We start from the raw sequence: 13,867 nt of genomic DNA on the forward strand, positions 1-13,867 counted from the left end.
TTTTATCCAGCTCTTCCTGATAATTACGCTTTACCCATCATCAGGTTACGCAATGCTGCGTAATCTGCCGGTAAATGATGTGACAGTAACGGCAGGTCGGCACGGGAAGCCAACTCTTCTGGCAGCGGCAGGGGTTGACCGAGGATCTCTTCCACACTTTCTTTAAATTTCGCCGGATGTGCGGTCCCCAGGAACAAACCGAATTCGCCTGTCTGTAACTGATCGCGCAATGCACGATAAGCGATCGCCGCATGTGGCTCAGAAATATAGCCTTTCGCTTGCAGCTCACGCATGGTTTCTTGCGTGGTTTCATCACTCACCGCTTCATAACCCAGCTCACTCAGAGGCCAGCCCTTACGACGGAACAACTCTTCAACACGCGGCCAGTTATTTGGCTGGCTGACATCCATCGCGTTAGACAGTGTTGCTACCGTGGCTTTTGGCTGCCATTGTCCTTCGGCGAGGAAACGTGGCACGGTATCATTGGCATTGGTGGCAGCAATAAAGCGCTTCACCGGCAGGCCTAATGACTTAGCCAGCAGGCCTGCGGTTAAATCACCAAAGTTGCCGCTAGGTACTGAAATCACCAGTTGGTCACGTACCTCTACAGGCAACTGAGCGACCGCTTCAAAATAGTAACTAATCTGTGCCAGTAACCGGCTGATATTGATAGAGTTAGCAGAGTTAAGGCCCAAGGCAACTTTTAACTCTTCGTCATCAAACGCCTGTTTAACCAGCGCCTGGCAGGCATCAAAGTCACCATCAATAGCCACAGTTTCAATGTTGCCACCCAAGGTGCAGAATAACTTCTCCTGCAACGGACTGATTTTTCCGTTTGGATACAAGATAACGACTTTTACGTTTGGTAACCCGTAGAAAGCATGAGCAACTGCAGCCCCGGTATCTCCTGAAGTCGCGGTTAAAATAGTAACCGGCTTATCGCTGATATGGGTCAGCATCTGTGCCATAAAACGACCACCGAAGTCTTTAAACGCCAGAGTCGGGCCATGGAACAGTTCCAGACAACCCACATCGGGTTCAACCATTTTCACCGGAGCCGGGAAAGCAAAAGCGGCAGCAACACGTGCAGCCAGAGCTTCTTGTGGGATTTCTTCGCCGATAAAAGCACCGAGTATTTTGCTACTACGACTGACAAAGTCCATTTCCAGCATGGCATCTATCTCGGAGCGAGAAAACTCGGGTAGAGCCTCCGGGAAAAACAGGCCTTGTAATCTGCCAAGCCCTTGTGTGATAGCTTGTGCGAAAGTGACCTGCTCGGTGTTATCTTTAAGGTTATACAGTTTCATTGATTATCCCAAAACTCGTGCGCCGGCCGTATCCAAACGGCAAATATGTACAAAACCTTCCTGGTTCTGCAAATAGTGTTGGCCAAGCCAGTCAGCCGTACGTTGTGCAGTCTCGATATTATCGCACAACGCAAATAAGGTCGGGCCGGAACCCGAAATGCCACTTGCCAGAGCGCCGATATCGGCGACGGCCTGACGGGCGTTATCGAAGCCGGGTAATAGTTTTGCCCGGTAAGGCTCAGCAATCACGTCCTGCATCAATTTTGCCGCCAGCAGTGGCTGGCGGGTATAGCAGGCGTGAATAAAGCCAGCCAGATGACGACCATGGCTGATACAGTCCTGACGACGGTACTGGGCCGGCAAAATCGCCCGCGCTTCAGCGGTAGAAACTTTGATCCCAGGATAAGCCAGTACCCACAACCAGTCATCAAAGCACGGTACTGACTGACTGATGATGTCATTTTCTTCAATCATCAGCTGCATGCCGCCAAGAAAACAGGGTGCAACATTGTCATAATGAACGCTGCCAGAAATGCGTCCTTCCAGCTCCCCCATTAGCGCAAGTAAGCGAGTCTCGCTGACGGGTTTACCGCAGAATTCATTCATCGCCACCAAACCAGCAACCACCGAGCAAGCACTTGATCCTAAACCGGAACCAATCGGCATATTTTTCTCAAGCGTCATGGCTACGGGTATCTCTTTACCGATTTCCCGGCAGAAAATTTCCCAGCACTGATAGACAATATTTTGATCGGGATCAGTCGGTAAGTTGCGCGCGAATTTCCCTAAATTAGTCAGGCTAAATTGATCAGCCTCTTCGACTGTTACATAGTCACCGAGATGAGAGCCATCTATCGGCGATACTGCCGCTCCCAAAACATCAAAACCAACACTCATATTGGCACTGGAAGCCGGGGCATAGACTTTAACCATTTTAGACTCCTAACTTCCATGACAAGGTGCGTAATAAATCTGCAAATACGCCCGCAGCGGTCACATCATTCCCGGCACCATAACCACGCAGAACCAGAGGGATCGGTTGATAATACTGGCTGTAGAATGCTAACGCATTCTCACCATTTTTTACTTTGAATAGCGGATCGTTACCATCAACGGCAGCAATTTTCACGGTACAGAGGCCGGTCTCTTCAATCAAACCGACGTAACGCAACACCTTACCTTGCTCACGCGCTTCAGCGGCACGTAGGGTAAAAGTGTCATCCAGCTGGCTAAGACGCTCCATAAAACTCTTAACATCACCACTACTATCAAAATCAGCAGGCAGGACGGGTTCGATAACGATATCGGAGAGTTCCAGCTCACGACCGGTTTCACGTGCCAAAATAAGCAGTTTACGCGCAACATCCACGCCAGAGAGATCATCACGCGGATCCGGTTCAGTAAATCCTATTTCACGGGCCAAACGGGTTGCCTCGGATAAAGACATGCCTTCATCGAGCTTACCAAAAATGAAAGAGAGCGAGCCGGACAAGATACCAGAGAAGTGTTGCAGCTCATCTCCGGCATTCAATAAGTTCTGTAAGTTCTCGATAACCGGCAAACCGGCACCCACGTTAGTGTCATACAGGAACTTACGACGCGATTTAGCTGCCGCATTACGCATCTGATGGTAATAATTCATACCCGAGGTGTTGGCCTTTTTATTCGGCGTCACCACGTGGAATCCTTCACTCAGGAAATCAGCATACTGATCGGCAACTGCCTGGCTGGAGGTACAGTCAACCACCACAGGGTTCAGCAAGTGGTACTCTTTCACCAGACGCGTCAGGCGTCCCAGATTCAGTGGCTCTTCTTTAGCCTGCTCCAACTGTTGCTGCCAGTTATCCAGATTCAGACCATGAACGCTGGTGAGCAACGCTTTTGAATTGGCAATACCACACACACGTAAATCAATATGTTTGCTCTTCAGACGCGCCTGCTGATGTTTAATTTGTTCTAACAGCGCGGTGCCTACGCCGCCCACGCCAATTAAGAAGACTTCAATCACTTGATCGGTGTTAAACAACATCTGGTGTACAACACGCACACCGGTGGTGGCATCATCGTTACTGACTACCACGGAAATCGAACGTTCAGAAGATCCCTGGGCAATAGCAACAATATTAATGTTTGCGCGGGCCAGGGCGGAGAAGAACTTCGCCGAGATACCGCGTACAGTACGCATGCCATCACCGACGACAGAGATAATCGCTTGACGTTCCATCACCGCAACAGGCTCCAGTAACTCTTCTTTGAGCTCCAGATAAAACTCTTCTTCCATAGCGCGGCGGGCACGAACGCAGTCACTTTGATGCACACAAAAACAGATACTGTATTCAGATGAAGACTGAGTAATCAGTACCACGGAGATATTCGCCCGTGACATGGCAGCAAAGACACGTGCCGCCATTCCTGGCATCCCTTTCATTCCAGGACCTGAGACGTTAAACATCGCCATATTATTGAGGTTGGTGATCCCTTTTACTGGCAAAGAGTCATCTTTGCTATCAGCGCCGATCAGCGTACCGGGGGCCTGCGGATTACCGGTGTTTTTGATTAAGCAAGGGATTTGGAACTGAGCGATGGGGGAGATAGTACGAGGGTGGAGAACTTTAGCGCCGAAGTAAGAAAGCTCCATTGCTTCTTGGTACGACATCGACTTCAGTAACCTGGCATCTGGCACTTGGCGTGGATCGCAGGTATAAACACCGTCAACATCAGTCCAGATCTCACAACAGTCTGCACGTAAACAAGCAGCCAGCACGGCGGCGGAGTAGTCAGACCCGTTACGGCCCAGTACCACCAGCTCACCTTTTTCATTTCCGGCAGTAAAGCCGGCCATCAAGACCATATGGTCATCAGGGATACGGCTGGCGGCAATGCGACGGGTGGACTCAGCAATATCGACTGTGGATTCAAGGTAGTGACCAACCGCAAGCAACTTCTCAACGGGATCAATAACGGTGACGCCATAACCGCGAGCACGCAGCACTGCGGCCATAATAGCAATAGAGAGTTTTTCGCCACGGCAGATAATAGCAGCATTGATACTATCTGGGCACTGACCTAACAGCTTGATCCCGTTTAATACATGCTTCAGTTGAGCAAATTCCACATCGACCAGCGCAGTTAACTCATCGACTGGAAAGCCCGGTTGCGCTTCGCCCAACCCTTTTATCAGGTCAGCGAAAATTTGCTCTGCCTCATTGATATTCGACGTGGCATCCTGACCACTGATGGTCTTTTCGATCATTGCCACCAGGTGGTTGGTAATTTTTGCCGGAGCAGACAGCACGGTCGCCACCTGCCCCTGTTTGGCATTACTTTCCAGGATATCGGCAACGCGGAGGAAACGATCCGCATTTGCCACTGAAGTACCGCCGAATTTCAACACTCGCATGCTTATTACCCCTTGATTTTTAATCGAAAAAAAAGCCCGCATCCTTTGGGTGCGGGCTTTTTTTATTTATTCTTGTACGCGTCAGCCCGCACCGTTACCTGTGGTAATAGTGATGGTAATAATCGTTGTGATCAGGCCTTGACGGTTCATAGTTACAGTACGCTCTTAAAAATTTTTATGTCTATTACCCTTACTGGTTAAAGTAATCCTGCCATTAAGTCAATTTTTTTTAGATTTTTGCGAATATTTAATTTTCGCAGCTTCTACTGACGAAACGACAAAAGAGCAGATAACGCTCTGAAAACCATTTGGGTGCTTCTACTTCTTATATCATAAAGATGATAAAAATGGCGTTTTATTCTGCAATTTTTTTTTCGATATCATGCAGCAAACGATGCAACATTGCCGTATCTCGCTGTTCAAATAAACCCAGACGCTGCTGTAGCCAGTCGATCATTTTTTGGTCATCTGTGACATTGAGTTGGGTGAGTAATGATGACACACGCTGACGCAGGGCGTTTAACTGTGAACCATCGGCTGCGGGAAGTACGGGGGCCGTTGGTATCATCAAGTCAGATAACTGATAACAGTAAACCATGACCGCCTGACCCAAATTTAACGACGGGTAGTCCGCTTTCATGGGTATACCGGTCAGTACATCTGCCAAGGCTAGCTCATCATTCGTTAACCCGGAGTCCTCTCTGCCAAAAATCAGCGCACTGTGCCCCACCCATTGCTGCTTTTCTTTCAGCAGGGGTAACAGCTGCTCCGGGGTCGCATAATAATGAAATTTGGCCCGGCTACGCGCCGTCGTCGCAACGGTAAAATTAATTCCCTCTAATGCTTCTTCAAGGGTGTCAAAATGACGAATATTATCGAGAATATCCCCGGCACCATGAGCCACCCAACGAGCGGGAGGTTCTAAATAGGCCTGGCTTGCAACAATTCTCAAGTCAGTAAAACCCATGGTTTTCATGGCGCGGGCAGCCGCCCCTATATTTTCTGCTCTGGCCGGTGAAACCAGAATAATAGACAACTGCATGTAAACTCTCTTTACTGCCTGTGACACAGGCTAATCAACAAAACCAATCGTTGCAGGGTAACAGGATCTAACACAAAAATATCCAAGTCTGAATGCAAGGTTTGCCTGATACACTTTTCTTTTCTACCATTAGTATTGTTAATTAGTTGTAATCGTTATCAGTATCACATAACAATCTCTTCATAAAAGGACTGGCGTGTTACAATTGAATTTGATATATGTCAACGATACGTAGCATTATAAAGAACCTGAAGCCGGATTTCTTGTTATGTCGCTGTTAAAATGGTTAGCATAAGCATATAACCTACTGGGTAGACAGGAATGGAGGCCAGCTACATCGCCAATATTGATGAGCAATGCATCAAAAAACAATTATCTACTTTAGTCATGTTAATTCTGGCGCATTAATTCAACACAGTTGCCAGATAGAGACTATAGTACTTCCTGTTTCGATTTAGTCAGATATTTTAGGTAGCAAACATGCAGACTCCGCACATCCTTATCGTCGAAGACGAATTAGTAACACGTAATACCTTAAAGAATATTTTTGAAGCGGAAGGATATGATGTTTCTGAGGCGACAGACGGCGCCGAGATGCATCAGATTTTAGCAGATAATGACATCAACTTGGTCATTATGGATATCAACCTTCCTGGCAAAAACGGTTTATTGCTTGCTCGCGAGCTCCGCGAACAGGCTAATGTTGCATTAATGTTTCTCACCGGGCGTGATAACGAAGTTGATAAAATTCTGGGTCTGGAAATTGGTGCTGATGACTACATTACTAAGCCATTCAACCCGCGTGAACTGACAATTCGTGCACGTAATCTGTTATCGCGCACTATGAATCTGCCGGTTATCAGTGAAGAGCGCCGTAGCGTAGAAAGCTACAGATTTAATGGCTGGGAACTGGATATTAATAGCCGTTCTCTTGTAAGCCCACAGGGCGATAACTACAAACTGCCGCGTAGTGAATTCCGCGCCATGCTGCATTTTTGTGAGAACCCAGGTAAAATTCAGTCACGTGCTGAGTTACTGAAAAAAATGACAGGGCGCGAACTTAAGCCACACGATCGTACTGTTGACGTGACTATCCGTCGTATTCGTAAACATTTCGAATCAACACCAGATACACCAGAAATTATTGCTACTATTCACGGTGAAGGTTATCGCTTCTGCGGTGATTTGCAGGATTAGCTTTCCGGATGAGAAAGGGAAAAAACAACGTTTTTTCCCTTTTTATTTATCATTCACTTCTTACAGTTAATTATTCCACGGCATGATTGGCACTGCGCTCAGCGCATTCTTCGGCGAACCATCAATGATTTTATCGGAATAACTCAGGTAAATAAGCGTGTTACGTTTAGCGTCGTAAAACCGCACCACTTGTAGTTTTTTAAAGATAAACGAAGTACGCTGCCGAAATACCACGTCGCCATCCGATTTACCCTTCTTAATTTTATCTGTTAGATCAATATGCCCTACCTGCTGGCAAGAAATAGCAGCATCTGAGGTATCTTCAGCCAGACCGAGTCCACCTTTGATCCCACCCGTTTTAGCCCGACTGATATAGCAAGTCACATTTTTGATATCAGGATCATCAAAGGCATCAATGACAATTTTATGATCGGGGCCTAATAACTTAAATGCCGTGTCCACTGAGCCAACCTGTTCGGCAAAAGCGAATGAACTGCACATCATCAAACCACCAAAAATAGCTAACACTTTAAAATTCATAGTCTTACCATAGTTTATTATTGTGCGATATGCGTTAGATATAGTAAAAAAATCTTTAATTAACAATAGTCCTTATCAGATTTTTATTGACCTAAAATAATAAGCACATCTTGTTAAACAAAAGTTGCCCCGAAAAAAGCAGAAAAAATGCTATCATCCAGCTCCCTTTAGTCGGGTCACTGTCAGGTAAGGATAAGAGGTTTTTATGGATCAAACAGGGATCATTCGTGATCTGCTCTCCTGGCTGGAAAGCCATCTGGATCAACCACTCTCGATTGATAATGTGGCAACCAGAGCCGGATACTCTAAATGGCATCTGCAGAGGATGTTTAAAGAGGTAACAGGCCAGGCGATTGGTGCTTATATTCGTGGTCGCCGTCTTTCCAAATCAGCCGTTGCTTTACGTCTAACGGCACGTCCTATTCTTGACATTGCCCTACAGTATCGCTTTGACTCACAGCAGACATTCACGCGAGCTTTTAAACGCCAGTTTGCTCAGACTCCTGCTTTCTATCGCCGTTCTGCTGACTGGAGTGCTTTTGGTATCTGTCCACCGCTACGTCTCGGTGAATTCACAGCTCCACAGGCTCAGTTTATCACTTTACCTGAACTCCATTTAACCGGTACGACTCGTAGTTACAACTGTACTCTTGAAGAAATCTCTAACTCCCGCCATGAGATGCGCCTTCAGTTCTGGACTAAGTTTCTGAGTCATTCGACCAAAATACCCAGAGCTCTCTATGGTCTGCATGAAACACGACCAAGCAGTGAAAAAGATGATGAACAGGAAATTTTTTATACCACGGCACTGAAAACCGAGAGTGTCACAACAGAGCTGCCTGACGCATATTCCGTTATCCTGGAAGGTGGGGACTATGTTCAGTTTGAATATCAAGGCCACTTCAGCGGGCTTCAAGATTTTATCCTGACACTCTATGGGACCTGTATGCCCATGCTTAACCTGACTCGCCGCCAAGGTCAGGATATCGAATGCTTCCTTCCGGATAAAGATGAGAGGGACGAGATACCACCAACGGAGATCCGCTGCCAGTACCTGATCCCTATACGCCGTTAGCGCTGAAGTTCATCCAGAGCAGGGGCATCCAGATGTGCAGTGTCGCCTGCGGTTTCAACGACCCAACCGGGCGCCAGCCATGAACTTTCCTGGTAATCTAAGCGGGAAATAGAACAGTTACGCAGACGTAGACGCCGTTCAGCCCATGCCGGCAGCCCAAGAATAGTGCTGATAAGACAGCCCAGCGCCATTCCATGACCAACCAGTAACGGACGGCTTCCGACCGGGAGCTCAAGGCAAGCATCCAGCGCACCGCGCATACGATTACCCAGCTCCAGCATACTCTCGCCTTCCGGAATTCGTCCGTCAGCAGAGCCATCAACCAGACTACGCCGCCAGCTCTCTTCTTCTGGAGTCAACGAGTCCAACAGGCGGCGTTCGAGCACCCCCATATCCAGCTCACGTAAACGAGGATCAAGAGCAACAGGCAGACCACAAGCTGCTGCAATAATTTCAGCCGTTTGCTGAGTTCTTCCTAAGTCACTGGAGATAATATGGGTAATATTAAGCTCTTTAGCTCGTCTGGCGACGAGCTGAGCCTGGTGCTCTCCATGCTCTGTCAATGCACTGTTTGACTGGCCTTGAAGACGACGCTCTGCATTCCAGAGCGTTTCACCGTGACGAACAAGGTATACCTGTGCCATGCGTTTTATCCGTTATACTACTGTGTAAAATATGTAAGGTTCCTATCTATTATGTACTATGTAGCCTGTGCGACAACCAATCCTGCCAAAATTCAGTCAGTTTTGCTGGCTTTCACTCATATTTATGGTGATGATTCTTGCCACGTAGAGTCTGTTGTGGTCGACAGTGATGTCCCGGAACAGCCTTTTGGCAGCCCGCAAACAAAAACGGGTGCACAAAATCGTGTTAATAATGCACGTAAATTAAAACCTGACGCTGATTTCTGGGTTGCTATTGAAGCCGGAATCGATGAAGGCAGTACCTTTAGCTGGGTGATTATCGAAAATGCTCACCAACACGGCGAGGCACGCTCAGCCACACTACCTCTCCCTGAAGTCATTCTGCAAAATGTCAATTCAGAGAATACTCTCGGGATGGTGATGTCTCAGTACAGTGGTATCGACAAAATTGGTCGTAAAGAAGGTGCTATCGGGATATTTACCGCAGGCCATCTCACACGCAGCAGTGTTTATTATCAGGCGGTAATGCTGGCGCTCAGCCCATTCCACAATGAGATTTACACTCAAAATAATTCGAGTTGCTTGTAGGCTCCCAGTTCAGCCCGTCGATGATCACAGATAAACTCTGTGATTCGGCGGGCTGGACGCAGGTAACACCCGGGCAACTTGAAGTATGACGGGCATATTACCGTTAACAGACTCAAAGGTATTGATATCCAGACAGGCAATGAACGCCTGTTTGAGCGCCAGTAATACATCAAGCGGCAACAAATAACTCTATGAAATTTTTCTCAATGATTGTTTTTTTCTCATTGAGAAAATACATATTAATATTTATTTTCATATCGCAATCATTTAGCTCAAAAGGAATAACCTTAATGTTATTGCGATTATTTTCAATGGGGTCTTTTACTGCGTTGCAAATAACCCCTATTGTCTCACCGCTCTCGATACTGGAACGATAATTCATGATATCATGAACAGTAATAACTTCTGTATTTTCATCAAGGTTATGCTTTTTTAATATCTCCTCGCACCAGTCTGATTTTATGTTACTTAAATAATTTGATAATAAACCAGATATGATTATTTTATTTACATTGTTATTTTTATCATGTTTTGCTTTCACGATATGGATATCCATACCTGTATAAGTGAAGCATGTCACCAGACTGTCATCAAATAACAGATAATTATTCGACAAGATAATATCAGTATGTGTCGTTAATAATTTAGCAGTAATATCACCATGGAAATAATTACACGTCAGAGTATCAATAGCATCAAGATTAAAAAAAGAGCATTCAGAAATGAAATCAACAGTGCCAAATTCAACAGCAATATTAAATATGTTTTTCTTACCGAGTTTTTTATTACTATTGCATTGAGTTAAATAAGTATTTTCCAAGGAAAGCATATCATTATAATAAGGCAGTATTGCGTTGTATATCGCCTCCCCTTCTTTCGTTAAACTGATACCATCCCTTCCTCTTATAAACAAACTACAGCCGAGCTTATCTTCGAGGATTTTGATCCTCCTGGACAAGGGGGATTCTGTAATAAAAAGCTGTCTGGCACTGTCTTTTATTGATTTATTATTTGCGGTGACGATAAATGAACGTAGCAGATTTGAAATAAACATAAGCATTCCTTTTTTGAAATACGCAATGATTCGTTATTTTCACTTCTGACGTGGATACACCATACATTTTTACATCAAGATAATAATACTTAGCTGCCGCAGATAACATCCCTATTAAATGAACATATTATTCATTATTAAAAATGTTGAATATCCGGAAAAATTATTCATCTTTTTATAAAAAAGGCAAACACATTAGTTCTTTAAGAAAAAAACAACACTGGGCAGTAAAATAAAAATACTGCTTTCACTTACACTCTAACCGTAGTTCCCGCATGTTTCTATAGCGAAAATCACAAATTATAATTTTTAACGAGAAACCAAACTCACTTATATCGGTGGTTTTTTTATATTCTCACTTGCGATTATGTCTGTATTAACCCGCAGCAATAATCGTATCACTGATACAACCAAACTCAGCCGATATAAAAAGTATTTATGTCTTGATTAATTTAGAACCTCATCTTAAATAGCATACGAAAAAAATCATGTCAAATAAATCCAAATGTTTTCTATAAGTATTGAGATAAAGGACTTGTATAAGCCAGGAATTACTCCCGGCAGAGCCAGCCATCAAGGATTGATACTGGCGCTGAGTCCATTCAGCAATGAGATTTCTCGTCGTTAATGCAACTTAAGGCGCTTTATCGTTTTTCAGTAAAACCTGCTCAAGCCAGGCACATAGCTCAGGAGGGGCGGATTTAAGGCTGTTTGAACCACGGGTAATGGTTGCGATACCCGCTCCGAGTTCATTTTTCAGTTCACGCTGGCTCAGGTTGCCCCGTAGTAATTCTTCAATAATACGGATACGCGTTCCCAGAGCAGTGCGTTCATCTGGCGTCAGGAACAAAGTCAAAAATGGCAGATGAAGCTGATTATCGAAACTTTGTTGCATCAGTTCAACGAAACGAAGCCACTCTTGGTTACTTTGTTCGGCCTGTTCCGCTGAATATTGAGAGAGCTGAGTCATATTAGGCCACCATACTATTTAACTAGTACGGTAGCATAACATAATCTTTTCACAATCAATAACGTCGTTGCCACTCATTCTCGGTCATTATCTGATAAGGCTGTCCGAGGAAGTAGCGATAGAATGCATCATAGGCGAGGACGTTTTTTACATAGCCGCGCGTCTCAGAAAACGGAATACTTTCAACGAAGGCGATAGCATCAATTTTTCCGCCGCTGTTACGCAACCAGGAATTGACTCGGCTGGGGCCGGCATTATAGGCAGCGGCGGCAAAAATACGGTTGTTTTCAAATCGCTCAAAAACATGCTGCAAATAAGAGGTACCGATATTGATATTCGTCAGCGGATCCAGTAACTGTGCCGGGTTATTATAGCCGACAATATTGAACCTTTTTACGGTTTCTTTCGCTGTTGCTGGCATCACCTGCATCAGCCCACTGGCACCAACAGGAGAACGAATTTTAGGATTCCATGCACTTTCCTGCCTCGCTATCGCCATCGCAAAACTTTGCGAAACTGTTTTGTCTTTTAGATAACCAGCGAAAAGATCTTTATAAGCCAGCGGAAAACGCTCTTCGAGATGATCCCATAACTTACCGGCGATCGTCGCCTGTACGCTGAGATCCCACCAGTCTTGATCGAAGGCATATCGTGCCAGTCCGGCTTGTTCCTGTGGAGGACGGCTGGTTATTAAATTTGCCCATTCGCTCCGGGCTGTATTGTCCAGGCCCCAGAACATTAACTCGCGTACTCTGGCCATCTCAGGGCCTTGCACTAATGCGGGTGCCGCTTGACCAGCATTATCAATCCGCAGACTGTACTTCTCGCCCAGCCGCTGGGCTGCAACCATTGGGTAAAAACCGCGTTGCTTCATCAGCGATGTTAAGATGCCTTTAGCATCCTCAGCGCGCCCGCGTTCCAGTAACAAATCGGCCTGCCAGTAACGCCACTCATCTTTCTCTTTGGCTTCCATTGGCAGGCGCGCAATCCAGGTATTAAGACCATTACGATCCCCTGAACCCAATGCCATGCGAACCCGACGTTCAATCAACGTAGTCGACGTCGATCGCATGATGACTTTATCTCGCCATTCTGCCTGCTCGGGTGTGACGTCATTTCCCATCAGTCGCCAGGCAATAATATCATTCAGTTCCTGCGCTTGTTCTTCAGTGAATTTCTGAGCCGCCTGTAGTGCCGGAACCATCAGACGTGCATTATCGACATCAAGCCGCACGAGCTGGCTGAAAGCGGTTATTACAGCCTGACGCGTAAAATCGGTAGGCGTGGTATTGCGTGCAAAATCCAGCACCGTAGTGGGCTTCTTTTGCAGATCAATGATGGCTGTCGTCAGTGAAAGATCGGTAGCAGGTAGCTGCTGTGCCAGTGTGGTAACCAGCGTACTGTTGTCAGCTTTCATTGCCAGCCGAATACGTTCCAGATAAACGTCAAGTGGCTGCTGGCCTGAAGCACGCCAGGCAGAGAAGAGTTGGTCACAACTTGCGGGCAGATTTCGGCCGGTGAGCCAGAGTGTTTTTGCCCCTTCCCAGGCGGCAACAGTATCCCCCGTATTCCACTTGGCATTGTAGTAATTACATTTTGCATTGACCGTGGTCGGTGGTTGTGGGCTGAACGCCAGGAGCCCTGACCAGTCCTGGCGGCGGGCCAGTTCATTCACAAAGCGCGGGACCAGATTACGGGCTGGCGGTAAGGTGGGATGCGTTTGAATAAACTGCGAAACCGCAATCGCCGTCTCATTCATTAAATTACCGGATAACTGGCGATATTCCAGATAAGGATACAGGGGATAGTCACGTAATGTCGGCAGTAGCTGTTCAACGACATTCAACTGTTTGTTGTCCCAGGCCTGTTTAATTTCTGCGTAGCGAATGCGTTGCTCCGCTAAAGAATCAGCACGCACAACGCCACTTAGCATAATAAAGCCGATGCCCGTAGCCAAACACTGCCATGCTATTTTTCTCGCTTTCAAGACAGATCTCCTTTTTTCTGACAACATCATGTTCGCGCATAAATAATATACCCTAAATCACTC

At 46.1% G+C, this 13,867-nt stretch carries 13 protein-coding genes and 1 other annotated feature; of the genes, 3 read left to right on the top strand and 10 right to left on the bottom strand.

The features are described 5' to 3' along the window. Window positions 1-23 precede the first annotated feature (23 nt). The 5 genes from thrC to Q1A40_RS11255 form a co-directional block, all read right to left on the bottom strand. On the bottom strand, window positions 24-1,307 hold the full coding sequence (thrC, locus tag Q1A40_RS11235) for a threonine synthase (protein ID WP_300000144.1): 1,284 nt from the start codon (window positions 1,305-1,307) through the stop codon (window positions 24-26). Between the two features lie 3 nt (window positions 1,308-1,310). After that, window positions 1,311-2,240: a homoserine kinase gene (thrB, locus tag Q1A40_RS11240; RefSeq protein WP_300000145.1), complete on the bottom strand. Its 930-nt coding sequence runs from the start codon at window positions 2,238-2,240 to the stop codon at window positions 1,311-1,313. 1 nt (window position 2,241) lies between these two features. Further along, window positions 2,242-4,707 carry a bifunctional aspartate kinase/homoserine dehydrogenase I gene (gene thrA, locus Q1A40_RS11245; RefSeq protein WP_300000146.1) on the bottom strand — a complete coding sequence of 822 codons (2,466 nt, stop codon included), beginning with the start codon at window positions 4,705-4,707 and terminating at the stop codon, window positions 2,242-2,244. Between the two features lie 25 nt (window positions 4,708-4,732). Then, window positions 4,733-4,852 (bottom strand) — a sequence feature (Thr leader region). Continuing rightward, window positions 4,789-4,857 carry a thr operon leader peptide gene (gene thrL, locus Q1A40_RS11250; RefSeq protein ID WP_259051547.1) on the bottom strand — a complete coding sequence of 23 codons (69 nt, stop codon included), beginning with the start codon at window positions 4,855-4,857 and terminating at the stop codon, window positions 4,789-4,791. It overlaps the preceding feature by 64 nt. Window positions 4,858-5,062: 205 nt before the next feature. Next, the gene (locus Q1A40_RS11255; RefSeq protein WP_300000147.1) at window positions 5,063-5,749 is read right to left on the bottom strand and encodes a tRNA/rRNA methyltransferase; all 687 of its coding nucleotides are present in this window, start codon (window positions 5,747-5,749) and stop codon (window positions 5,063-5,065) included. A 480-nt stretch (window positions 5,750-6,229) separates the two neighbouring features. On the opposite strand from Q1A40_RS11255, the gene arcA reads away from it, so the two are divergent. After that, the gene (arcA, locus tag Q1A40_RS11260) at window positions 6,230-6,946 is read left to right on the top strand and encodes a two-component system response regulator ArcA (RefSeq protein WP_300000148.1); all 717 of its coding nucleotides are present in this window, start codon (window positions 6,230-6,232) and stop codon (window positions 6,944-6,946) included. A 66-nt stretch (window positions 6,947-7,012) separates the two neighbouring features. On the opposite strand, the gene creA is transcribed toward arcA, so the two are convergent. After that, a complete protein-coding gene (gene creA, locus Q1A40_RS11265; RefSeq protein WP_300000149.1) occupies window positions 7,013-7,486 on the bottom strand; it encodes a protein CreA in 474 nt (157 codons plus the stop codon). 205 nt (window positions 7,487-7,691) lie between these two features. Between creA and robA the strand changes: the two genes are divergently transcribed. Then, window positions 7,692-8,561, top strand: coding sequence for an MDR efflux pump AcrAB transcriptional activator RobA (gene robA, locus Q1A40_RS11270; protein WP_300000150.1), 870 nt, complete (start codon window positions 7,692-7,694; stop codon window positions 8,559-8,561). On the opposite strand, the gene gpmB is transcribed toward robA, so the two are convergent. Continuing rightward, window positions 8,558-9,205 carry a 2,3-diphosphoglycerate-dependent phosphoglycerate mutase GpmB gene (gpmB, locus tag Q1A40_RS11275; RefSeq protein ID WP_300000151.1) on the bottom strand — a complete coding sequence of 216 codons (648 nt, stop codon included), beginning with the start codon at window positions 9,203-9,205 and terminating at the stop codon, window positions 8,558-8,560. The genes robA and gpmB overlap by 4 nt on opposite strands. 51 nt (window positions 9,206-9,256) lie before the next feature. Between gpmB and yjjX the strand changes: the two genes are divergently transcribed. Continuing rightward, on the top strand, window positions 9,257-9,793 hold the full coding sequence (gene yjjX / locus Q1A40_RS11280) for an inosine/xanthosine triphosphatase (protein WP_300000152.1): 537 nt from the start codon (window positions 9,257-9,259) through the stop codon (window positions 9,791-9,793). Window positions 9,794-9,962: 169 nt separating this feature from the next. Here the strand turns inward: yjjX and Q1A40_RS11285 are convergent, their stop codons facing one another. The 3 genes from Q1A40_RS11285 to sltY all read right to left on the bottom strand — a co-directional run bounded on the left by Q1A40_RS11285 (window position 9,963) and on the right by sltY (window position 13,831). Beyond that, a complete protein-coding gene (locus Q1A40_RS11285) occupies window positions 9,963-10,847 on the bottom strand; it encodes a LysR family transcriptional regulator (protein WP_300000153.1) in 885 nt (294 codons plus the stop codon). Window positions 10,848-11,481: 634 nt separating this feature from the next. Beyond that, window positions 11,482-11,817, bottom strand: coding sequence for a trp operon repressor (gene trpR, locus Q1A40_RS11290; protein ID WP_300000154.1), 336 nt, complete (start codon window positions 11,815-11,817; stop codon window positions 11,482-11,484). Window positions 11,818-11,872: 55 nt separating this feature from the next. Continuing rightward, window positions 11,873-13,831: a murein transglycosylase gene (gene sltY / locus Q1A40_RS11295; RefSeq protein WP_300000199.1), complete on the bottom strand. Its 1,959-nt coding sequence runs from the start codon at window positions 13,829-13,831 to the stop codon at window positions 11,873-11,875. Window positions 13,832-13,867 lie beyond the last annotated feature (36 nt).

Origin of the sequence: uncultured Cedecea sp., assembly GCF_947498825.1 — a bacterium.
GTDB lineage: Bacteria > Pseudomonadota > Gammaproteobacteria > Enterobacterales > Enterobacteriaceae > JGM124.